This is a genomic window from Reinekea sp. G2M2-21, assembly GCF_015687175.1.
In the GTDB taxonomy this organism is placed as follows: Bacteria; Pseudomonadota; Gammaproteobacteria; order Pseudomonadales; family Natronospirillaceae; genus Reinekea.
Map to the genome: position 1 here is coordinate 632167 of NZ_JADPQG010000003.1, position 21872 is coordinate 654038.

The 21872-nt window shown below is 49.8% G+C and carries 22 protein-coding genes and 1 tRNA gene; 4 read left to right on the forward strand and 19 right to left on the reverse strand.

The genetic code is table 11. The annotated features are described in order from the left end of the window. Positions 1-120: 120 nt before the first annotated feature. From rplL to IYN85_RS15035, 8 genes are all read right to left on the reverse strand, one after another. The gene (gene rplL / locus IYN85_RS15000) at positions 121-483 is read right to left on the reverse strand and encodes a 50S ribosomal protein L7/L12 (protein WP_196159711.1); all 363 of its coding nucleotides are present in this window, start codon (positions 481-483) and stop codon (positions 121-123) included. Positions 484-564: 81 nt separating this feature from the next. Beyond that, positions 565-1059, reverse strand: a complete 495-nt coding sequence (gene rplJ, locus IYN85_RS15005) for a 50S ribosomal protein L10 (protein WP_196159712.1) — start codon at positions 1057-1059, stop codon at positions 565-567. Positions 1060-1263: 204 nt separating this feature from the next. Then, positions 1264-1959 carry a 50S ribosomal protein L1 gene (gene rplA, locus IYN85_RS15010; protein WP_196159713.1) on the reverse strand — a complete coding sequence of 232 codons (696 nt, stop codon included), beginning with the start codon at positions 1957-1959 and terminating at the stop codon, positions 1264-1266. Beyond that, complete coding sequence (rplK, locus tag IYN85_RS15015; protein ID WP_196159714.1) at positions 1959-2393, reverse strand: 50S ribosomal protein L11; 435 nt, start codon at positions 2391-2393, stop codon at positions 1959-1961. The genes rplA and rplK overlap by 1 nt, the downstream gene beginning before the upstream one ends. Positions 2394-2498: 105 nt before the next feature. Then, on the reverse strand, positions 2499-3032 hold the full coding sequence (gene nusG / locus IYN85_RS15020; protein WP_196159715.1) for a transcription termination/antitermination protein NusG: 534 nt from the start codon (positions 3030-3032) through the stop codon (positions 2499-2501). A 9-nt stretch (positions 3033-3041) separates the two neighbouring features. Further along, on the reverse strand, positions 3042-3410 hold the full coding sequence (gene secE / locus IYN85_RS15025) for a preprotein translocase subunit SecE (protein WP_196159716.1): 369 nt from the start codon (positions 3408-3410) through the stop codon (positions 3042-3044). Positions 3411-3449: 39 nt separating this feature from the next. Further along, positions 3450-3525, reverse strand: a tRNA-Trp gene (locus IYN85_RS15030). Positions 3526-3731: 206 nt separating this feature from the next. Then, positions 3732-4286 (reverse strand): cupin domain-containing protein, encoded by a 555-nt coding sequence (locus IYN85_RS15035; protein ID WP_196159717.1) that lies wholly within the window; start codon positions 4284-4286, stop codon positions 3732-3734. Between the two features lie 175 nt (positions 4287-4461). On the opposite strand from IYN85_RS15035, the gene IYN85_RS15040 reads away from it, so the two are divergent. Next, positions 4462-5757, forward strand: a complete 1296-nt coding sequence (locus tag IYN85_RS15040) for an FAD-binding oxidoreductase (RefSeq protein ID WP_196159718.1) — start codon at positions 4462-4464, stop codon at positions 5755-5757. Positions 5758-5812: 55 nt separating this feature from the next. Here IYN85_RS15040 and speB read toward each other — a convergent pair whose 3' ends face one another. From speB to IYN85_RS15075, 7 genes are all read right to left on the reverse strand, one after another. Further along, the gene (gene speB, locus IYN85_RS15045) at positions 5813-6775 is read right to left on the reverse strand and encodes an agmatinase (protein ID WP_230390747.1); all 963 of its coding nucleotides are present in this window, start codon (positions 6773-6775) and stop codon (positions 5813-5815) included. A gap of 33 nt (positions 6776-6808) precedes the next feature. Next, the gene (locus IYN85_RS15050) at positions 6809-7603 is read right to left on the reverse strand and encodes an ABC transporter permease subunit (RefSeq protein WP_196159767.1); all 795 of its coding nucleotides are present in this window, start codon (positions 7601-7603) and stop codon (positions 6809-6811) included. Between the two features lie 29 nt (positions 7604-7632). Beyond that, positions 7633-8538 (reverse strand): ABC transporter permease subunit, encoded by a 906-nt coding sequence (locus IYN85_RS15055; RefSeq protein WP_196159719.1) that lies wholly within the window; start codon positions 8536-8538, stop codon positions 7633-7635. Continuing rightward, a complete protein-coding gene (locus IYN85_RS15060) occupies positions 8535-9665 on the reverse strand; it encodes an ABC transporter ATP-binding protein (RefSeq protein ID WP_196159720.1) in 1131 nt (376 codons plus the stop codon). The genes IYN85_RS15055 and IYN85_RS15060 overlap by 4 nt, the downstream gene beginning before the upstream one ends. A gap of 61 nt (positions 9666-9726) precedes the next feature. Next, positions 9727-10818, reverse strand: a complete 1092-nt coding sequence (locus IYN85_RS15065) for a polyamine ABC transporter substrate-binding protein (RefSeq protein WP_196159721.1) — start codon at positions 10816-10818, stop codon at positions 9727-9729. A 163-nt stretch (positions 10819-10981) separates the two neighbouring features. Continuing rightward, entirely contained in the window at positions 10982-12334 is a 1353-nt protein-coding gene (locus IYN85_RS15070; protein ID WP_196159722.1) for a glutamine synthetase family protein, read from the reverse strand. Between the two features lie 6 nt (positions 12335-12340). Next, positions 12341-13093 carry a gamma-glutamyl-gamma-aminobutyrate hydrolase family protein gene (locus tag IYN85_RS15075; protein ID WP_196159723.1) on the reverse strand — a complete coding sequence of 251 codons (753 nt, stop codon included), beginning with the start codon at positions 13091-13093 and terminating at the stop codon, positions 12341-12343. Between the two features lie 382 nt (positions 13094-13475). Between IYN85_RS15075 and IYN85_RS15080 the strand changes: the two genes are divergently transcribed. Next, complete coding sequence (locus IYN85_RS15080; protein ID WP_196159724.1) at positions 13476-14846, forward strand: glutamine synthetase family protein; 1371 nt, start codon at positions 13476-13478, stop codon at positions 14844-14846. Between the two features lie 248 nt (positions 14847-15094). After that, the gene (locus tag IYN85_RS15085) at positions 15095-15436 is read left to right on the forward strand and encodes a hypothetical protein (RefSeq protein ID WP_196159725.1); all 342 of its coding nucleotides are present in this window, start codon (positions 15095-15097) and stop codon (positions 15434-15436) included. 119 nt (positions 15437-15555) lie between these two features. Here the strand turns inward: IYN85_RS15085 and IYN85_RS15090 are convergent, their stop codons facing one another. From IYN85_RS15090 to IYN85_RS15105, 4 genes are all read right to left on the reverse strand, one after another. Further along, positions 15556-16842 (reverse strand): FAD-binding oxidoreductase, encoded by a 1287-nt coding sequence (locus IYN85_RS15090; protein WP_196159726.1) that lies wholly within the window; start codon positions 16840-16842, stop codon positions 15556-15558. A 3-nt stretch (positions 16843-16845) separates the two neighbouring features. Beyond that, positions 16846-17205 (reverse strand): cupin domain-containing protein, encoded by a 360-nt coding sequence (locus tag IYN85_RS15095; protein ID WP_196159727.1) that lies wholly within the window; start codon positions 17203-17205, stop codon positions 16846-16848. A gap of 70 nt (positions 17206-17275) precedes the next feature. After that, positions 17276-18763 carry a CoA-acylating methylmalonate-semialdehyde dehydrogenase gene (locus IYN85_RS15100; RefSeq protein ID WP_196159728.1) on the reverse strand — a complete coding sequence of 496 codons (1488 nt, stop codon included), beginning with the start codon at positions 18761-18763 and terminating at the stop codon, positions 17276-17278. Positions 18764-18805: 42 nt separating this feature from the next. Next, positions 18806-20122, reverse strand: coding sequence for an aspartate aminotransferase family protein (locus tag IYN85_RS15105; protein ID WP_196159729.1), 1317 nt, complete (start codon positions 20120-20122; stop codon positions 18806-18808). A gap of 238 nt (positions 20123-20360) precedes the next feature. Between IYN85_RS15105 and IYN85_RS15110 the strand changes: the two genes are divergently transcribed. Then, positions 20361-21857, forward strand: coding sequence for an aldehyde dehydrogenase (locus tag IYN85_RS15110; RefSeq protein WP_196159730.1), 1497 nt, complete (start codon positions 20361-20363; stop codon positions 21855-21857). The last annotated feature ends 15 nt before the right edge of the window (positions 21858-21872 follow it).

Here is a 21872-nt window from a genome sequence, read left to right on the forward strand (position 1 = left end):
TTAACCCAATTTGAGCCAACTTAGAAAACTAAATCCTGTAAGACAGGAAAAGGCCGGTAACCAAACAGGCTACCAGCCAATATCAATTGAATGACAAGAGCGCCATCCAATGCGTATGAATTACTTCAATTCTACGCTAGCGCCAGCTTCTTCAAGCTTAGCTTTGATTTCTTCAGCTTCTGCTTTCTCAACGCCTTCCTTCAATGGAGAAGGAGCGCCGTCAACCAGGCCTTTCGCTTCTTTCAGGCCAAGACCTGTGATTTCACGAACAACCTTAATAACGTTAACTTTCTTGTCGCCAGCAGCAGTCAGAACGACGTCGAAGTCAGTCTTTTCTTCAGCAGCGGCAGCAGCAGGACCAGCAACAGCGGCAGCTGCAGCAGATACGCCAAATTTTTCTTCCATTGCTTCGATCAATTCTACAACGTCTTTTACAGACATTTCAGCAACAGCATTGATGATATCGTCTTTAGTCAGAGACATGACTTAATTCCTAATCTGTTTGAGGCTTCGCCCCAATAAACCGTTAAATAAACTACGCAACTCTCATTAATTGAGGGTAAATTACGCAGCTTCCTGTTCTTTCTGGTCGCGCAATGCGGCCAACGTACGTACCAGCTTGCCTGCAGATGCTTCTTTCAGAACCATCATCAGTTTCGCAATTGCTTCGTCGTAAGTTGGTAAGCTTGCCAATGTTGCGACAGGTGTAATTTCACCTTCGAACATCGCAGTTTTTAATTCCAGCTTTTCGTTTGTTTTCGCAAAGTCATTCAGAATACGGGCGCCCGCACCTGGATGTTCCATTGAGAAAGCAATCAGCGTCGGACCGACAAAAGAGTCAGCCAGGCCTTCATAAGAAGTGCCTTTAACCGCGCGGCGAGCCAGCGTATTACGTACAACCTTCAGCCATACGCCATTGTCGCGAGCCAGCTTACGCAATGCAGTCATGTCATTCACTGCAACGCCACGTGAGTCTGCAACAACTGCAGACAGGGCGCCTTGCGCTTGCTCTTGTACCTCAGCAACAATCGCTTTTTTGCCTTCGAGATTCAGTGCCACTGAAAAATCTCCTGTTAACAGCCCGGAAACCGGGCCTACCTCTTTTTCGATTCTTGCGAATCGACCTGTTTAACGGCAACAGAGTAAGCTCATAAAATATGTGCTCGGGTTACCGTCTGCGTAGGAAATTAAGAATGTAACCATTCACCTACGGTCTTTGACTGTGCGAGCGATGCCGAAACACCCTCACACCCCAAAGTTCGTTTAGACGCTTAAAGTGCTCTGGTCGATAGTGACACCAGGACCCATAGTGGTCGACAGTGACACCTTCTTCACATAAACACCTTTAGCAGAAGCTGGCTTCAGCTTCTTAAGATCAGCAATCAACGCTTCTGCGTTTTGCTTGATGGCTGCTGCGTCGAATTCAATTTTACCGATACACGCGTGAATAATGCCGTTCTTGTCAGTACGGAAACGCGCCTGACCAGACTTCGCATTCTTAACGGCGGTTGCAACGTCAGCGGTGACAGTACCAACCTTAGGGTTTGGCATCAGACCACGTGGGCCCAACAATTGACCCAGCTGACCGACAACGCGCATCGCATCCGGAGAAGCAATAACAACACCGAAGTTCAGGTCACCGGCTTTCATTTGCTCAGCCAGATCATCCATACCTACAGCTTCTGCACCCGCTGCCTTAGCAGCTTCAGCGTTTTCACCCTGAGCAAAAACAGCTACGCGGACGTCTTTACCAGTACCGTTTGGCAATACAGTAGAGCCACGAACGTTCTGATCCGATTTACGAGCGTCAATACCCAAATTAACAGAGATATCAACAGACTCTTTAAACTTAACAGTAGACAGCTCTTTCAACACTGCTACAGCTTCTTCAAAACTGTAAGCCTTGGTTGATTCAATTTTTTCCTGCGCTAAACGAGCGCGCTTAGTCAACTTAGCCATCACTCAACACCCTCAACGTTTAGACCCATGCTACGAGCGGTACCTGCGATAGTACGCACTGCTGCGTCCATATCAGAAGCCGTCAGGTCAGGATTCTTAGTAGTCGCAATCTCTTCCAATTGAGCACGGCTAACCGTACCTACTTTCTGAGTATTTGGACGACCAGAACCACTCTTGATGCCTGCCGCTTTCTTCAACAGAATAGAAGCTGGCGGAGTTTTGGTGATAAAGGTAAAGCTACGGTCTGCATACACAGTGATAACAACCGGAGTCGGCAAGCCTGGCTCCAATTTCTGCGTTTCAGCATTGAACGCCTTACAGAATTCCATGATGTTCACACCATGCTGACCCAGTGCTGGACCAACTGGTGGACTTGGGTTGGCCTGACCGGCCTTCACTTGCAGCTTAATATAAGCCGTGACTTTCTTAGCCATGATAGCTTCCTCTTAATGGGTTCTAACGCCTTTCAGCTCCCCGCTTCACACATCAGAACGAAAAATACCCGGCCAATGACCAGGTGTTTTCATTCTTAACAAATCTTAACCTTTTTCGACCTGAGAAAACTCAAGCTCTACCGGAGTCGCCCGGCCGAAGATCGATACAGACACCTGCAATCGACTCTTCTCATAATTCACTTTTTCTACCGTACCATTGAAGTCAGCGAACGGACCATCAGTTACTCGCACAACTTCGCCTGGCTCATATATCGTCTTCTGAGTTGGCTTATCGGCACCGTCTTTGACACGCTGCAGAATCGCATCAGCCTCTTTCGGTGAGAGCGGAGCTGGCTTCTCAGCAGTACCACCAATGAAACCCATGACTCGCGGAGTATCTTTCACCAAGTGCCATGAATCATCGTTCATTTCCATCTCGACCAACACATAGCCGGGATAGAACTTACGCTCACTCTTACGCTTCTTGCCGTCTCGCATCTCAACCACAGATTCGGTTGGCACCAAGATTTCTCCGAACAGATCTTGCATACCCTGCAACTCAACCTGCTCTTTCAGCGAATTTGCTACACGCTTCTCATAGCCAGAGTAAGCATGCACGACATAGAATCGTTTTGTCATAGTGCAACCTTACCCAAAGACCATCGACAGCAACCACCCGATCAGGGTGTCCACCAACCACAAAATAACCGCCACCAGAAACACAAAACCCAAGACAACCAAGGTCGTCTGCACGGTTTCCTGACGCGTCGGCCAGACCACCTTGCGTATTTCAACCCAGGCCTCCTTACGCAGACGATTAGTTGCCTTGCCGCGCTCAGTGGTCAAAGCAACCAATACAGCAATGACCAGAGCCAGAACCACACCCAATACACGGAAGATCAACGACTCCGCAGAAAAGTAGTAGTTACCACCAATGGCTGCTGCAATCAGTGCAACAACGATAAACCACTTAAAAATATCAAACGCTGAGTTTGATGAATTCACCTGAGCATTCATTCAGCAAGACACCTGTGCTGTTGGTATTTGTAAATAATGTGGCAGGCCAGGAGGGACTCGAACCCCCAACTTTCGGTTTTGGAGACCGACGCTCTACCAATTGAACTACTGGCCTATTACTTAATTGGGCGGCGGATTCTAAGCTACCACCCAGTGCTTTTCAAGCACTTCGTAATGCTTTTTCGAAGATTCTTCAAAAAAGTATTGGTAAGTCGATTTGAAGTTGCGCATGTTATTGAAAATTAACCGTTATTTCCATCTTTTTAAGAAAATACTTTAAAAAAAGTCCCAGCAAAGACTTGGGACTTCGGGTTAACCGTTCTATAGATTGGGAGGCGTGAGCGCTGAGGCCAGATGACAAGGCTCAGCAAAAGGATTGCGAAAGCGGTGTGGGCGGTGAGATTCGAAGTAATACCCTTCGCCAGGCTGCAGCGTGTAAACCTGGTCGTCGACCGTCAACTCGATCTGCCCACTGATCACAAAGCCCGTCTCTTCACCTTCATGCACGAAGCCTTCAATGCCAGTGTCTGAGCCGGGAGGATATATCTCAAGCATCAGGTTCATCTGGCGATTGGGGAAATTCTTACCGAAAACCTGCCATTCAATGCCGGATTCGGTGGTAATTACCTGAACATCGTCGCCACGGTAGACCACGGGACGGTCAACTTGCTCTTCTTCGCCATTGTCAAAAAATTCGATCAGCGACATTGGTATCCCTGCGAGTACTTTTTTCAGGGAACTGATACTTGGCGAAACATTATTTTTTTCGATCATGGAAATTGTTGAATTGGTGACTCCCGCGCGTTTTGCCAGCTCCCGCTGAGACAACGCTGCTGCTTTTCTTACTTCCTTAAGCCGACTTCCGACATCTTCCAATTGTCTGCACCTCACAAATTAAAGAAAACTCAATTGCTCATTTTCGATTCAATGAATCAAAATCATGAACAGGTGTCAATGATATTACACATTTAGCGGTTCCCCAAGTCATTGCCCTTTGCTAGTATCGTCAATTATATAAAACAGACAGATTAATATATTAAACGGGCGACTCATGCTGAATCCAAGAACCCATACCGATAAGTACCCAGAATCGTATTACGCCGCAACTGTGGCCTACCAACTGGCCTTACCATCCTTGCAAGGTACCGTCACCACCGAGATATGTGTTATCGGCGCTGGTTTCAGTGGCATCAATACCGCATTGGAGCTCGCTGAGCGTGGGTATAAGGTATCTGTCTTGGAGGCCTATAAGGTCGGCTGGGGAGCTTCGGGCCGCAATGGCGGTCAACTCATCCGAGGAATTGGTCATGGTACCGACCAATTTCGCAACGAAATCGGTGAGCAAGGGGTTTCGGCTATTGACCAGATGGGGCTCGAAGCCGTTGAGGTAGTCAAGGCTCGCATCGCCAAATACCAGATAAACTGTGATTTAGTCATGGGCTACTGCGATCTCGCCCATAAACCCAGGCATTTGCAGGCATTCCGCGACGACAAAGCCTGGCTCGACAGTATCGGTTACGGCTATGAAACCCGACTACTCGATAAAGCTGACATGCATGAGGTGGTTGGGTCTGATAATTACATCGGTGGCCTCATCGATATGGGCAGCGGCCATGTTCACCCTTTGAATCTGAATCTTGGCGAAGCTCAGGGCGCACTTGATAACGGAGTGAGTATTTACGAACACTCTGCGGTGATCGACATCGAATACGGTGCACAGATCGTGGTAAAAACGGCGCACGGCCAGATAACCTGTGACCGGCTGATCATCTGCGGGAACGCCTACGTTGCTGGCCTCAACGAGACGCTGGAAAGTCAGGTATTACCGGCCGGCAGTTACGTGATTGCCACGGAGCCGCTTAGCGATGACCTGGCAAAGCGTGTTCTACCGCAAAATATGGCCGTGTGCGATCAGCGGGTAGCGCTCGATTATTACCGCCTCAGCGCCGATAATCGATTGCTGTTTGGTGGTTTGTGTAATTATTCCGGACGTGATCCACGGTCCATTGAAGCGACGCTAAAGCCGCACATGGATCTGGTTTTTCCTTACCTCAAGGACGTCAAAATAGAGTTTCAGTGGGGCGGCATGATCGGTATCGGAGCTAACCGTATGCCGCAAATCGGTCGATTGAAGGAAAACGTCTATTTTGCTCAGGCCTATTCCGGGCACGGCATTAACGCAACGCATATGGCTGCGAAAGTCATTGCGGAACACATTTCTGGGGAGACCGACCGGATGGAAATCTTTGAGCGCATCCGTCACATGCGCTTTCCGGGTGGTCGTAAATTACGTTCACCGTTGCTGGCTGCCGGAATGCTCTACCATCGGGCAAAAGATCTGTTTTAAAACACCCAAAAAACCGGCGGAGGCCGGTTTTTTTTCTTCGCTGAAGACATTCAGGTCAGATTTTCTGACGAGAAGCCAACAGACAGACCAGATTGGTGGCCATCGTGGCACCCGCCAACGCCGTTATTTCAGCGTGATCGTACGGCGGAGCTACTTCGACAACGTCACAGCCAATCAGATTAAGACCTTGTAATCCATGCAGCAATTTAATCGCGGTGATGGTGTCGAAACCGCCACATACCGGCGTACCGGTGCCTGGTGCGCAACTCGGATCGAGAAAATCAATATCGAATGTAATGTAACATGGGCGGTCCGCGACGGTTGTTCGGATCTGCTCTATCGCCTTATCGACACCATGGCTATGCAACCACAGTGCGTCCAGAACAGTATAGCCCAAATCATGCTCATTAACTGTACGCATGCCAAGTTGCACAGAATGTTTCGCATCAACAATACCTTCGTTCGCCGCGTGATAAAACATGGTCCCGTGGTCTATCCGACCTTTTTTATCCGGCCAGGTGTCGCAATGCGCATCAAAATGAATCAGCGAAATTGGACCGTGTTTGCCTGCCAGACTTTTAAGAATCGGGTAAGTGACAAAATGATCGCCACCGATGGTCAACGGAATAACATCTGCGGCCAAAATGGGCTGATACCACCGGCACACATCCTCAACAAAATTCTGAGGCAGGCCTGGGTCAAAGACGCAATCGCCATAATCAATCACATTCAGGCTAATAAAAGGGTCATGCCGCCAGGGCCATGGACGCGCCCAGGACAACTGTGCAGAAGCAGCACGGACAGCTCGAGGTCCAAAGCGTGCCCCTGGGCGATTTGACGTCGCTAGGTCAAAAGGCACGCCAATGACCGCAACGTCCACATCGGTCAGATCACGACTGTAGCGACGGCGCAGAAAACTTGTTGCCCCTGCGTACATTGCCTCGACCTGCGTACCTAAATTCGACTCGCGCGTAAAGGCCAAGTCGCCCATGCCATATTGTTCAAACGTATCAACCATGACACCCTCTGTTGTTCGCTTCGATCTGCATCGTTAGTCGACATTCAACTGAGCACTGATGCGCTCATTCATTTTCCGGGTGAAGAACCAGGAACCAATCGCCACCAGCGAAACCACACCGATAATTAAAGTTGCTAACGCATTGATTTTTGGTGTCACACCCAGGCGAACAGAGCTGAACACTTCAATCGGCAAGGTTGTTGCCCCTGGTCCTGTGACAAAGCTGGCGATGACAACATCATCCAGAGACAGAGTAAAGGATAGCAGCCAGGCCGAAATAATCGCCGGTGAAATAATAGGTAAGGTAATCTGCATGAAGGCCTTAAAGGGACTGGCACCCAGGTCTAGTGCGGCTTCTTCAAGCGATTTATCCATTTCAGTCAGTCGAGAAGTAATCACCACAGTGGAATATGCCAAACAAAATGTCGTGTGGGCTATCCACACGGTCAACATACCACGGTTTTCTGGCCAGCCCAGGTGTTGCCCCATCGCGACAAACAACAGCAGCATGGACAAACCGATAATGACGTCTGGCATCACCAACGGTGCCGTCACCATGCCGGAGAACAGGGTCCGACCGGTGAACTTTTTAAACCTCACCATGATAATTGACGCCATCACTGCCAGAACTACCGCGGAAGAGGCCGAATAAAAAGCAATCTGCAGTGAGCGGCCCACAGCGGACATAATCTGCTGATCTTGAAACAGTTCCACATACCATTTACCTGAGAAGCCAGCCCAAACAGTCACCAGGCGGCTCGCATTGAACGAATAAAAGATCAACACGGCCATTGGCAGGTACAAGAACGCGATACCAAACCAGAACATAAATTTTGAGAAACTTAATTTTGAACCGATCACAGGTTAGCCTCCTTATTCTGGAAGCGATGAAACAGCGTTATCGGAATAATCAGGATAAATACCATGATCAATGCCAACGCGGAGGCCACCGGCCAATCCCGATTATTAAAAAACTCTTGCCACAACACTTTGCCGATCATGATGGTTTCGGTTCCGCCCAACAGCTCAGGAATCACATATTCTCCGACCACGGGAATAAACACCAACATCGAACCCGCGACAATTCCGTTTATCGACAACGGCAACGTGATGCGGAATAATCGGGTAAAATGTCCAGCTCCCAAATCCGCTGCAGCTTCCAGTAATGCGTTGTCATGTTTGACCAGATTGGCGTACAACGGCAGTACCATGAAAGGCAAATACGAATAAACAATACCAACATACACGGCGAAGTTAGTGTTGATCATTTGGATAGGGTCATCAATGATGCCGAGCCACATCAACAGACCATTAATCAGTCCATTGTTTTTTAACAGACCAACCCAGGCATATACTCGAATCAGGAAAGACGTCCAGCTGGGTAGCAGAACCAACAATAGCCAAACTGTTTGCTGCTCCTTCGGTGCTTTCGCAATGGCATAAGCCATGGGATAACCAAGTAATAAACAGAACAATGTGGAAAAAAATGCCATCTTGATGGAATTAAGATACGCCTGAACATACAACGGATCATCCAACACCCAAAGGAAGTTATTGATGCTGACTCGAATACCGAGCACACCATCTATCCAATCAAACATGGCGGTGTAAGGCGGTATCGATAATTCAGCTTCAGCAACTGAGATTTTTGCCACAAAAATAAATGGCATCAGAAAGAAAACCAGCAACCATAAAAAAGGTCCGCTAAGGATCAGACAGCGTCCTTTTGGCAACAGTCGTTTAATCGTAGTATAAGTACTCATGAGCGCATAACCATGCCAGCGTCATCTTGCCAGAAGACGTAAACCTTCTCGTCCCAGTCCGGACGCTCGGCCCGACGTTCGGTATTTGCCAGGAAACATTGAACAATCTTTCCGGAAGTTAACTTTACGTAATAAACCGTGTGACCACCGAGGTAGGCAATATCCTCCACCGTACCTTCCGTAACGTTATGATCCATATCCGGCTTTTCAACACTGATAAAGGTTTTTTCTGGCCGCAACGCGAACAACATATTGCGGTCATCGATACCGGACGATACCCCCCGTCCAACGTAGATATCGGTGTCGATATCCGGGCAGAAAAGTTTCATGAAGTGTTCTTCGTCTTCAATGATTTCTGACTCAAATATATTTACCGAACCAATGAATTCGGCCACCATTCGATTCAACGGGCTTTCATAAATATCCACGGGTGTACCAATCTGCTGAATTTCGCCTTCGTCCATAATCGCAATTCGGTCGGCCATGGTCATGGCTTCTTCCTGATCGTGCGTTACCATCACACAGGTCACACCAACCCGTTCAATAATGTCGACGACTTCCAACTGCATTTCCGTGCGTAATTTTTTATCCAGCGCACCCATGGGTTCATCCAACAATAATAATTTAGGATGCTTCGCAAGTGACCGCGCCAGGGCAACTCGCTGTCGCTGACCACCGGACAATTGATGAGGTTTGCGCTTTGCGTATTTTTCCATGTGCACGAGTTTCAGCATTTCAGAGACACGTGCGTCGATATCTGCTTTCGCCATACCGTCCTGTTGTAGACCAAAGGCAATATTCTTCGCCACCGTCATATGCGGAAATAAAGCATAGGACTGGAACATCATGTTGAACGGGCGTTCGTTTGGCTGCAAATGGGTTATGTCTTCTGATCCAATGCATATTTTTCCGGAAGTCGCTTTTTCAAAACCGGCCAACATGCGCAGTAACGTAGACTTTCCAGATCCAGAGGCGCCCAACAGCGCAAATATCTCGCCTTTTTTGATGTCCAGACTGATGTCATCAACCGCCAGGGCATCGTCGTACTTTTTGGTGATGTTTTTAATGCTTAACAGCACTTCATCCTGGGCACGAGAATTTTTCCGCGTAATTTCCGAAGAGGTCATAATATAAAACTTCTTAATAAAACCGAGGGAGGAAATGCCGGACGGTCGTCCGGCGGTGTTGTTATTGTGCAGATTTGACTGACGTCCAGGTACGGTTCATATACCGATTTACCTTTTGTGGCAGAACAGCAAAGGTGAACAGTTTGGTCCCTTCGACCGGAAACACGCCTGGGTCTTCCAGAATTTCAGCATCGATGAACTCGCGTGCGGCGGCATTCGGGCTGCCATACCAAACGTAGTTGGTAATATCAGCGCCTATTTGTGCATCGAGAATAAAGTTGATGAATTCATGAGCTTCATTTACATTTTTGGCGTCTTTTGGAATCACCATCATGTCAGACCACATGGCGGTTCCTTCTTTCGGAATGTAATAGCCGATCTCGACATCATTTTCCGCTTCCTCGGCACGTACCATGGCCTGGAAGATGTCACCACTCCAGCCGATGGCTATACAGATGTCGCCATTGGCCAAATCAGAGATATAACGTGAACTGTGGAAGTATGTAATGTATGGCTTCAGAGAAGACATCAACTCTCCGGCTTTGTCATAGTCTTTAGTGTTGGTGGAATTCGGGTCCAAGCCAAGGTAGGACATGACCAAGGGCAACACTTCACCTGCGCTGTCCAACACCGAGACACCACACTGACTGAGTTTGGCTAAGTTTTCCGGTTTGAAAAACAGGTCCCAACTGTCGGTCGGTGCGTCCTCGCCCAGAATTTCTTCGACTTTAGCCACGTTATAGCCTATCCCGGTAGTACCCCACTGATAAGGAGCACCGTATTGGTTACCTTCGTCGTAATTACTCAGGTTTGCAAGCAGTTCGGTGTCCAGGTTTTTCCAGTTGGGAATTTTAGACTTATCGAGTTTTTGATAGGCTCCGGCAATAATATGGCGTGCCATGTAGTCGGAAGTTGGGACCACAACGTCGTAACCGGATTGACCAGACAGTACCTTGGCTTCCAATACCTCATTGGAGTCGAAAACATCGTAACTGACTTTAATGCCAGTGGCCGCTGTGAACTTCTCCAGAGTGTCTTCAGCAATATAATCTGACCAGTTGTAGATACGAACCACACGGTCTTCTGCCATGACAGCGGAAGACAGGGCGGTCGCCACTGCTATACCCAGTACGGGTTTCATAATCGCTTTCATCTCTTGCCTCTTATTACCATTGTCGGTATTTATTATTGTTAGCGTATCGGCACATCAGCAAATGTTCACTGATGTTAGGCCATCGATCAGCATCAATGCCCTACACTGCTCTCTATCGCGCTCCAGACGCTTCTTTTATTAACAGCTTTCATGTTATCGGCGATTATACCGCCGATAACAGAAACTCCCGTTCCCACGAACTGATCACCCGTTTGAAGCCTTCGTATTCAGCCCAGCGAGTAACAACGTACGCATCCACGAAAGCATCCCCCAGATATTCGCGGATTTCTTCTGCATCGGTCATTGCTTCCAGCGCTGCCTCAAGGTTCCATGGCATATCATCTTCCGACTCATCACCAACCCGGGTTTGAACCGGTTTACGTGGGTTCAACTCATTGATAATTCCAAGGTAACCACACAGCAGGTTAGCCGCCATGGCCAGGTAAGGGTTGGTGTCTGATCCGGGCAGACGGTTCTCGACGCGACGGGCCGAAGGCGAGGCTTGCGGTACCCGCAAACCCACCGTGCGATTCTCTTCGCCCCACTCCGTATTCACCGGTGCGTTGCCGTCGGCACCAGGCATAAACCGGCGGTAACTGTTGACGTTCGGTGCCAGCATCGGCATCAGCTGCGGAATGTAGGTCTGCAGGCCCGCGATATAGCTGTAAAACATCTTCGAAGCGCCACCGTCTTCATTGGAAAACAAATTGGCGCCGGTTTTTACATCGACCAATGACTGGTGAATGTGCATGGCACTACCCGGTTCACCCGAAATAGGCTTGGCCATAAAGGTGGCACTGATTTTGTGTTTCAGGGCTGCTTCGCGAACGGTTCGTTTGAAAATAAACACCTGGTCCGCCAGCTTTAAAGCTTCGCCGTGACGGAAGTTGAATTCGAGTTGTGCCACACCTTCTTCGTGAATCAGTGTGTCGATGTCCAACCCCATTTCTTCACACCATTCGTAGATGTCTTCAATGATCGGATCAAATTCATTGGCGCCGTCAATGCTGAAACTTTGCCGACCACTTTCCTGTCGGCCGCTGCGGCCAATGGGTGGCTCCAGCGGTAAATCCGGATCGGTACTGCGCTTGGTCAGATAGAATTCCATCTCCGGCGCAACGATCGGTTTCCAGCCTTTTTCCTCAAACAGAGCCAACACTTTTTTCAGTACAGCCCTCGGTGACAACTCCATGAGGTTTCCCATGGTGTCATAGCAATCGTGAATAATCTGCGCAGACGGTTCCACAGCCCAGGGCACGGTAAACACCGCGCTTTCATCCGGGCGCAGAATCATATCAATGTCTAAGGGGTCGAGCAGACTGTAATAGGACTCATCATCTGGGTAGTCACCCGTTGCCGTTTGCAACATAACGCTTTCGGGCAGCCGGATACCCTTTTCCGCGATGAATTTGTCCGTTGGCATAATTTTGCCTCGGGCAATCCCGGTCTGATCCGGCGTGATGCATTCGATCTCAGTGATTTTATTATCTTTTAACCACTTTTTTAATTGTTCCATGGGTCTTCACTTTGACTGTCGCGTTCGACACGCATCGCCAAAGGCCTCGAAGAGTTGTTTTTGTACAGGGTTTTTAGTTACTTGCCATTCCGGATGCCATTGCACAGCGAGACCAAAATCCATCGCATCAATTGCGACGGCTTCGACCAATCCGTCCAAAGCGGTTGCTTCTACTGATAACCCTTTTCCCACACGATGAATACCCTGTGAGTGTAAAGAGTTAACCTTAACCTGAGATGTACCATATATTGTATGAAGCCGACCCTGCTCGGTCAGATTGACCAAATGAGCATCGGCGTATTGTTCTTCCAGTGTGGCGGACTTGTCTTCGCGATGGTCGTTCAAACCGTCGACATCCTGAACGGCTTGATGTAAAGATCCGCCCAGCGCGACATTGATATCCTGCAATCCCCGACAAACACCCAGCAAAGGGATATTCCGATCAATGACCGCACGGATGGTGGCAAATGAGGTTTCATCCCGCAGTTCATCATAACTGTAGGCGCTATCAATCTTTTCTTCCTGATAGTTCGCCGGATCGACCATAGAATAGGCACCCGTCAGAAAGACACCGTCCAGTCGGCTCAGCCACTGATCAATCGATTGATCTGACAGCAGTGACGGAATAATTACGGGAATAACATCCGCTGCCTGAGACAAAGCTCTGAGGTACTTGTCACCCGCTGTGTGAAATAAATGCGGCGCGATTATCTGAGTATCACTGATGACGCCCACCAGCGGTTTATTGTTGTTACTCATCCATTTGCACTCATATTTTGAACAGGTTCAGCATACACGACCATAAAATATTTTAAACACCTTAGATTCATAATTTTTCATTTTGTCTTGTAATGGTGCGAATATAGCCCTTTTGCACGGTCCCGGGGCAATTTCACCCCGTATAGGCGTCATATATATTGACCACTCTAGCGATATTAGTTTGATGTGCCAAATAAAAAAAGCTACATTGTGTTCAATATATAAATCACCTGTGAAACGTTTTACGAAACGGAACCTCAAACCCTGAGACTCAGTTTTTAAACGGTGTATATTTGGCGCCCTAGTCAAGAGCATCGCCCGGCTACATGGACACCAAACCACAACCGAGTTCCGTTACACGCTCCACTAAAGGTATAAATAGATGACCATTAATATAGCTACTGATGAGGCTGAAGCGTTTTTAGCCCAGTACCCAAATGTCACCACTATCGAGCTGCTCATCTGCGATCTCAACGGCGTGCTCAGAGGAAAACGCATTGAGCGTGAATTGTTGCTGAAAATCTTCAGCGCTGGCTTTTATTTGCCCGGATCGGTTATGTCGCTGGATGCGGCCGGCAGCACCGTTGAAGAAGCCGGTCTAGGGATGCACCAAGGAGACCGCGATTACCCCTGTTTTCCAATTCCGGGGACGCTGTCTTTAGTGCCCTGGCATGAAGATGGCGACCGAGCACAGGTACTGTGCACCATGTACGATGATAATGAAGAAGGCTTCTTTGCTGACCCCCGACAGGTTCTGGTCAGAGCCATTCAGAAATTCGAAGCTCTGGGATGCACACCGGGTATCGCCGTTGAATTGGAGTTTTACCTCATTGATCGGCAACGTACAGATACCGGTGCGATTCAACCACCCCTGATTCCTGGAACAGATCGACGCATGACATCCTGCCAGGTCTATTCGATGGACGATCTGGACGACTATGACTTTTTCATCCGTGACATCCTGGAAACCGCCAAAATACAGGGGATTCCCGCGGACACGGTCATCGCAGAATACGCGCCGGGCCAGTTCGAAGTAAACCTGAACTACGGTAACGATATCCTCGAGGCGGTCGATAACGCCGTTTTGCTGAAGCGACTGATCGCCAGCGTCGCTAAAAAATACGATATGGAGGCGACCTTTATGGCCAAGCCCTATATCGATCAAGCGGGCAGCGGCATGCATTTACACCTGAGTCTGATGAAGGATGGTGAGAATATCTTCGCCGCAGACGATCCCACACAAAACCCCATGTTGCGTTGGGCGATCGGTGGTCTGATTGATTTGGCTGACGCCACACAGGCGTTTCTGACACCGTCGATAAACAGCTTTCGACGTTTGGCTCCGTCGGCGTTTGCGCCAACATCAAAAACCTGGGGTTACGATAACCGCACCGTCGCGCTGCGCATTCCATCCGGCAGTATGGAATCAACCCGTATCGAACACCGGTTATCTGGTGCAGACACCAATCCATACCTGGGAACAGCCGTGTTGTTGGCCGGTGTCACCGAAGGTATTTTGAATAAGATTGAGCCACCAGCACCTATTGAAGGCAATTCCTACGATCAGGAGCATCCAATGGTCGCGGACAACCAGCGTGACGCGTTGCGGGCAATGCTGGGCGACGAACGCGTCGTGGATTGGTTTACGCAAGACTTCATCGATGTCTATCAGACCTGCAAATGGTCTGAACTGCGGATGTTCGAAATGCAGATCACCCCCATGGAATATGAACTGCTATTACCTTACCTCTGAGACACACAATTAACGGAACAGATACCAAGGGCTGCGCATTGCAGCCCTTTTGCATTTACCCGTACACCCACTTCATTTGCCGGAGGACAGACGGCACTCATGCAGGACTGCATATGATGGCGAAACAAGGAACCTGTTGAAGGCGCCAGCCTTGAGGCTGACGCGTTTTTTGATGTTGGGATTATCGGTGCCGGCTTTACCGGACTATAGACAGCGTATTTTTTGCAGCAGTTACGTCCGCACGAGCGATGAGGCGCCGTTTCAGTCCCTTTGCGAGCTACGATGCCGAATCCGGTTTTGTGACGGCGGGCGACTATGGCGGAGAAGATGTGGGTGCAAGCCATCTATATGGTCAGACCCTGGCGGAATTAATCGCAGAAGAAAGTTCGGTAAGAGTCCAACACCCCTGGGTTTGCCGGCAGAGTCTTAGCGAGTTGCGAAATTGGGAGCCGGAACCGCTTCCCTGGCTGGCATACAAGGTCATTGGCAATGTTTTCCGCTGGGAAGACTATCTGTGCCATGCCAATAAGGCACACTGGTTACAGACCGTCACGACCGGGTTAAGCCAACAGCTAGAGCAATTGCAGTAAGCGAAGAAAACCAACTGCGCTAGTCAGTTGGCTCTGTTCGAGGGCTCCTCCAGCCCGTTCAGCAAATAAATTTCGGACGGGACTCAAGCCGCATTCCTGTTCATTCGGCTATGCCGCGATCAGATTCCTAACTTATCACGCAGGCCATAATAGACCGCGCCAACTGCCGTGTAAGGCACGCGGAACAAGCGCCCTCCGGGGAATGGGAAATGTTTTAATTGTCCGAAAGCGTCAAAACGTTCTGCATGGCCTTTCATCGCCTCGGCGACCAATCGTCCGGCCAAGTGGGTGGTGGTGACACCATGACCACTGTAGCCTTGCACGTAATAGATCGATGGTGTTAACCGACCGAACTGCGGCAAGCGACTCATGGTTAACAGAAAATCCCCGCCCCAGGCGTAATCAAATTTTACGCCCCTCAATTGAGGAAACGTGTTTTCCAGATGACCTCGGATAAAATTCTCGATCGAGGCCGGGTCGCCACCACCGTAAGTCACGCCGCCGCCATAGAGCAAACGGTTGTCCCCGGTAACCCGGTAATAGTCGAGTTTGTAATTGCAGTCTTCCACACAATGGCCATTGGGTATCAGCGACTCAGCGACATCGTCTGGCAACACTTCAGTCGTCACGATTTGAGTGCCACAGGGCATCGACTTCGCGGCCAGTTCAGGAATCAATCCGCTCATATAGGCGTTGCCCGCCATCAATACATATTTAGCGGTCACTTGCCCATGCGCCGTTTTCACGACCGGGGCGTCTGTTCGGACAACTTCCGTTACTTTCGAGTCTTCGTACACCACACCACCTAAGCTCTCGAACGCTGCGACTTCGCCCAACAACAGATTCAACGGATGAATATGAGCGCCGGTGTGATCCAGCAAACCACCAACGTAAACATTGGAATTAATCTGCTCACGAATCCCATCCTGATTCAAGAGTTCCAGACCGGTGTGGCCATAGCGTTCCCACAACGCTTTCTGTTCGGTCAATTCAAGCATCTGTTTTTTATTGAATGCGGCGAAGATGCCACCCGGCTTGTAGTCGCAATCGATATTGTACTTCTCGATACGTTCACGAATAATGTTGCCACCTTCAAACGCCATATCGCCAAGCGCTTTACCCAGCTCGGCGCCGTAGTTTCGTTCAATGGTGTCTATGTCACGACTGTAACTGTTCACCAACTGTCCACCGTTGCGCCCGCTGGCACCGAAACCGATTCGCGCTGCTTCGAGTACAACCACTTTGAATCCCGCTTCCGCGAGATGCAATGCACTGGAAATGCCGGTAAACCCAGCCCCCACAATACAGACGTCGGCTTCAATATGATCTTGCAAACTCGGCCGATCGTTTTCGTCATGCCGCGTGGCGGCATAGTATGAACCGGTATGAGGAGTACGTTCTGTCATGCCTTATGCCTCGTATACGACGTATATTTTTTTGCAGTAGTTCGGTACGGTCCACGTACCCTGGAACCCAGCCGGAATCACAAACTGATCACCAGCTTTCACTGATTTTTGCTCACCCAGTGCATCGGTGATCAACGATTCACCTTCCAGAATAAGACAGAACTCATCTTCGGTGTAATTGATTTTCCATTCGCCCGCTTGCGAGTCCCAGATACCAGAATGAAACTTGGCATCCGTGGAGGAATAGTTGTTCCAAATGGATTGTCGCGGCTGCCCACTGACGATTTTTTCCGGAGCCGGTAAAAATATTTCTGGCGCAACACCTTCAGTGGTGAGTGTCACAATGTCTGATGTGGCTTTCATATAGGATTCCGATGCAAAAGAAGTGCAACAACGTTCCGTGGCACTTCGGTTTCATGAACAAACGTGGGAATTATTTCATGGTTGGCATGACAAACTCAGCCGCCATATCCCCTTCCGGCCAACGGGCGGTGATGGCTTTACGCTTGGTGTAAAACTTAACCCCTTCAGGTCCGTGCATGTGATGCCCGCCAAACAGGGAGCGTTTCCAGCCACCAAAAGAATGGAATGCCATAGGTACCGGAATCGGCACGTTAACACCCACCATGCCCACTTGAATATCGTGTGTGAACTTGCGGGCGACTGCGCCGCTGCGGGTAAAAATGGAGGTTCCGTTTCCGTATTCATGATCGTTGATTAACTTGGCCGCGGTCGCGTAATCGTCGACGCGAACCACGCACAAAACCGGTCCGAATATCTCATCTGTGTAAATCGTCATGTCCGGCGTGACATGGTCGAACAAACAGCCGTCCAGAAAGTAACCCTGTTCGCCACCTTCGACCTGAATATCTCGACCATCGACCACCAGCTTAGCGCCTTCGGCAACACCAGCTGCGACATAACCAGTCACTTTCGCAAGATGTTCTTTACTGATCAACGGCCCCATATCCAGACCCAACTCGGCACCGTTTCCAATTTTCAGATTACGTGCTTTATCCGCTAATTTTTCCACCAGACTGTCGGCTATATCACCGACCGCGACAGCCACTGAAATTGCCATGCAACGCTCTCCGGCCGAACCATAGGCAGCACCGGTTAGGGCATTGACGGCGGCATCCAGGTCTGCATCCGGCATCACAATCATGTGGTTTTTTGCGCCACCCAAGGCCTGTACACGCTTGCCGGCTGCACTGGCCGTGGTATAGATGTATTCGGCAATCGGCGTTGAACCGACAAAGCTGACGGCCTGAATATCTTTATGCGTCAGCAGTACATCAACTGCTTCTTTGTCGCCGTTGACAACATTAAAAACGCCATCCGGCAAACCGCATTCTTTTAACCATTGGGCGATCACAATAGACGCCGTTGGATTTTTTTCCGACGGTTTCAGAATGAACGTGTTACCACAGGCAAGAGCGACCGGCCACATCCACATCGGTACCATGGCTGGGAAATTGAAAGGCGTAATTCCTGCGACAACCCCGAGCGCCTGATTCACGGAATAGGCATCGACTCCGGTTCCGACCTGCTCGGTGATTTCGCCCTTCAGGATAGAAGGTGCACCACAGGCAAATTCAACCACTTCCATACCACGGATAATTTCACCCTTGGCATCTTCAAATACTTTACCGTGTTCAGCACTGACGATTCGAGCCAGCTCATCGATGCGCTCTTCCAGCATCATTTTAAAACGAAACAAAACACGTGCGCGATTCAGTGCACTGGTGTTAGACCAAGCCGGGAACGCGGCTTTTGCGGACTGGATAGCTGCTTCGACTTCCGTTACTGAGGCAAGCGACACCGATGCCGTCTGCGTACCAAGTGCAGGATTAAAAACGGCCGAGCTGCGGGCACTGGCGTTGGTTGTTTCGCCATTGATAAAGTGTGTAATCTGTTTCATGGTTCACCTTTGCTCCGCCTGCTGCGGAGTGATTCAAGTCTGTTAGTAAAGCGTTTTTATGGCGTTGCGCAACGCGCCCATCAACTCATCGATGTGTTCTTTTTCCACGATCAGTGGTGGCGACATGGCCAATATGTCCATCGTATAACGCACCATGGCGTTGCCTTGCCAGAAGCAATGTTCGAACACCTGATAACCCCTGGCTCCCGCCTTGTCACCGGGATGAAACTCAATCGCACCGACCAGACCGTAATTACGAATATCTTTGATGACATCAAACTCCCGTAAACTGTGTAACTGTTCCTGCCAATAAGCGCCAAGTTGATCCGCCTTGGCGAACAGGTTTTCCTGCTCATAGATATCCAATGTTGCCAACCCAGCGGCCGCAGCGACCGGATGTCCGGAATAGGTGTAACCATGGAACAGCTCAATCATCTCTTCCGGTCCAGTCATAAACGTGTCGTGAATGTCATTGGCGACAAACACAGCACCCATAGGAATGGCGCCGTTGGTCAGTCCTTTCGCGGAGGTAATGATGTCTGGTGTAATGCCAAAATGTGTCGCGGCGAAAGCACCACCAATGCGCCCGTAGCCGGTAATCACTTCATCGAAGATCAACAGAATGCCGTGTTTTCGGGTGATATCCCGCAACCGTTGCAGGTAGCCTTGAGGGGGAATCCAGACGCCACCCGAACCCGCAATGGGCTCCACAATAACGGCAGCAATGGTTTCCGCACCATGCAATGCCACCATGGCCTCCAATTCGTCAGCCAGCTCAGCCCCTTGGGTTGGCATGCCTTGGGTAAATTCGGTACCGGGTGTCCAGGCATGCTTCAGATGATCCACCCCGGTTAACAGAGAACCGAATGCGCGCCGGTTATTCACCAAACCACCAACAGAGATACCACCGAAACCGGTACCGTGATAACCCTTTTCCCGGCCGATTAACCGAGTACGACCACTGTCCCCTTTGGCTTTGTGATAGGCCAAAGCGATTTTCAACGCGGTATCCACCGATTCCGACCCGGAATTACAGAAAAACACGTGATCCATACCGTCAGGGGTGTACTGAGTTAACCGCTCCGCCAGTTCAAAGGCCATCGGGTGACCCAGTTGGAAAGTCGGTGCAAAATCGAGGTTCGCAATCTGTTTACTGACCGCGTCGGAGATCTGCGTACGTCCATGACCCGCATTGACACACCAGAGCCCTGCCGTACCATCCAAAATCGGACGACCATCATCACTGCGATAGTACATACCCTCCGCTGAGACAAACATCCGCGGTTTGGCTTTAAATTGTCGATTCGCCGTGAACGGCATCCAAAAGGCGTCCAGATTGTTCGTGTCTGACGTGCTCATGATTCACACCTTGTGTTTTTTATTTTGAACAGTTTTGGCGAGTGTATGTCAACTAAATAAAACATCAACCCTAAATGGCCTTCTTGTGTAAAAAAATCTGAATTTAACGGCCATCACAGTGGTAGTTCTGGCTGGATTTAGGCTAATTCAGCCAAATTGTGTTCAAAATATTGAATTTCCTACCCAAGGTGCAGTATGTTGGACGGCAACTTTTTAGCCGATCAGAGCGATTTAAATCATGGCAAATCTGCACACCCTTGAACATTGGCAACAGTTAGCCAGCGAACTCTCCCCAGAAGGCCGGGCATTTATCGGCGGCGCCTATATCGATGCACTCGATAAAGACACGTTTGACTGCATATCTCCGGTAGACAACCGCACCATCGCCAAAGTCGCCTCCTGTAAAGCTGACGATGTCGATCAGGCGGTTAAGGTTGCCCGCGCGGCGTTTGAATCTGGGATCTGGCGAGACCTGCCACCTGCCAAGCGCAAAACCATACTGTTAGCCTTTGCTGACCTGATTGAGACACATGCCGACGAATTAGCGCTGCTGGAAACTCTGGATATGGGTAAACCTATTGGCGATTCCCGCACGGTAGATATTAATGGCACCGTTCGAGCTTTACGCTGGACCGCCGAAGCTGTTGATAAGATTTACGACGAAATTGCGCCAACCGGTCCTGATGAACTGGGTCTGGTTACTCGCGAAGCTGTCGGTGTCGTCGCGGCTATCGTGCCATGGAACTTCCCCATGATCATGGCAGCCTGGAAATTTGCGCCGGCGCTGGCCATGGGCAACTCGATGATTTTAAAACCGTCTGAAAAGTCACCACTTACCGCTATCCGTCTTGCTCAGCTGGCCAGCGACGCAGGCATACCCGATGGAGTATTCAATGTATTGCCAGGGTACGGCCATACGGCAGGTGCGGCATTGGCGCTGCATATGGATGTCGACACTTTGGTGTTCACCGGCTCTACCGGCATTGCCAAACAGTTGATGATTTACTCTGGTCAATCTAACATGAAACGAGTCTGGACCGAAGCCGGCGGTAAATCAGCCAACGTGGTTTTCGCAGACGCACCGGACCTGGACAAAGCAGCGGCTGAAGCTGCCAGCGCCATTTGTTACAACACCGGTGAAGTCTGTACGGCCGGTTCACGACTGTTGGTTGAAGACAGCATAGCCGATGAATTTATGGCGAAGGTGCGCGCCTCGGTCATCGACTGGCGCCCGGGTAACCCACTTGACCCAAACACCAACGTCGGCGCGATTGTCGATGAAGGCCAGCTGATCCGCGTGCTCGACTATATCGAAAAAGGAAAATCCGAAGGTGCCAGCCTCACCGTCGGAGGCGAACGGGTAACGCCTGTAGACGGGGGATTGTTTGTGCAACCCACCGTATTCGAAAACGTCGACAACCGTATGGCAATTGCGCAGGAAGAAATTTTTGGTCCTGTGCTGTCGGTTATCCGATTCAAAACAGAGGAAGAAGCTCTGGCCATCGCGAACGATTCGATCTACGGATTGGCTGCGGGCGTCTGGACCGGCAATCTGAGCCGGGCACACCGTTTTGCTCGAGGTCTGCGCGCAGGCTCAGTCTGGGTCAACCAATATGATGGCGGTGACATGACCGCCCCGTTTGGTGGCTTTAAGCAATCGGGTAACGGTCGCGACAAGTCGCTGCATGCATTTGACAAGTACAGCGAACTGAAAGCGACTTGGATCAAACTCTGATCTGACTTTTTCGCC

Bases quoted from the DNA above. Each gene is read 5' to 3' on its own strand.
- IYN85_RS15065 (WP_196159721.1), bottom strand. From the start codon at position 10,818: ATGAAAGCGATTATGAAACCCGTACTGGGTATAGCAGTGGCGACCGCC.
- IYN85_RS15105 (WP_196159729.1), bottom strand. From the start codon at position 20,122: ATGAGCACGTCAGACACGAACAATCTGGACGCCTTTTGGATGCCGTTC.
- IYN85_RS15095 (WP_196159727.1), bottom strand. From the start codon at position 17,205: ATGAAAGCCACATCAGACATTGTGACACTCACCACTGAAGGTGTTGCG.
- IYN85_RS15110 (WP_196159730.1), top strand. From the start codon at position 20,361: ATGGCAAATCTGCACACCCTTGAACATTGGCAACAGTTAGCCAGCGAA.
- secE (WP_196159716.1), bottom strand. From the start codon at position 3,410: ATGAATGCTCAGGTGAATTCATCAAACTCAGCGTTTGATATTTTTAAG.
- rplA (WP_196159713.1), bottom strand. From the start codon at position 1,959: ATGGCTAAGTTGACTAAGCGCGCTCGTTTAGCGCAGGAAAAAATTGAA.
- IYN85_RS15075 (WP_196159723.1), bottom strand. From the start codon at position 13,093: ATGAGTAACAACAATAAACCGCTGGTGGGCGTCATCAGTGATACTCAG.
- rplK (WP_196159714.1), bottom strand. From the start codon at position 2,393: ATGGCTAAGAAAGTCACGGCTTATATTAAGCTGCAAGTGAAGGCCGGT.
- IYN85_RS15080 (WP_196159724.1), top strand. From the start codon at position 13,476: ATGACCATTAATATAGCTACTGATGAGGCTGAAGCGTTTTTAGCCCAG.
- IYN85_RS15070 (WP_196159722.1), bottom strand. From the start codon at position 12,334: ATGGAACAATTAAAAAAGTGGTTAAAAGATAATAAAATCACTGAGATC.
- IYN85_RS15100 (WP_196159728.1), bottom strand. From the start codon at position 18,763: ATGAAACAGATTACACACTTTATCAATGGCGAAACAACCAACGCCAGT.
- IYN85_RS15085 (WP_196159725.1), top strand. From the start codon at position 15,095: ATGAGGCGCCGTTTCAGTCCCTTTGCGAGCTACGATGCCGAATCCGGT.
- IYN85_RS15050 (WP_196159767.1), bottom strand. From the start codon at position 7,603: ATGTTCTGGTTTGGTATCGCGTTCTTGTACCTGCCAATGGCCGTGTTG.
- IYN85_RS15040 (WP_196159718.1), top strand. From the start codon at position 4,462: ATGCTGAATCCAAGAACCCATACCGATAAGTACCCAGAATCGTATTAC.
- IYN85_RS15055 (WP_196159719.1), bottom strand. From the start codon at position 8,538: ATGAGTACTTATACTACGATTAAACGACTGTTGCCAAAAGGACGCTGT.
- nusG (WP_196159715.1), bottom strand. From the start codon at position 3,032: ATGACAAAACGATTCTATGTCGTGCATGCTTACTCTGGCTATGAGAAG.
- IYN85_RS15090 (WP_196159726.1), bottom strand. From the start codon at position 16,842: ATGACAGAACGTACTCCTCATACCGGTTCATACTATGCCGCCACGCGG.
- speB (WP_230390747.1), bottom strand. From the start codon at position 6,775: ATGGTTGATACGTTTGAACAATATGGCATGGGCGACTTGGCCTTTACG.
- rplL (WP_196159711.1), bottom strand. From the start codon at position 483: ATGTCTCTGACTAAAGACGATATCATCAATGCTGTTGCTGAAATGTCT.
- IYN85_RS15060 (WP_196159720.1), bottom strand. From the start codon at position 9,665: ATGACCTCTTCGGAAATTACGCGGAAAAATTCTCGTGCCCAGGATGAA.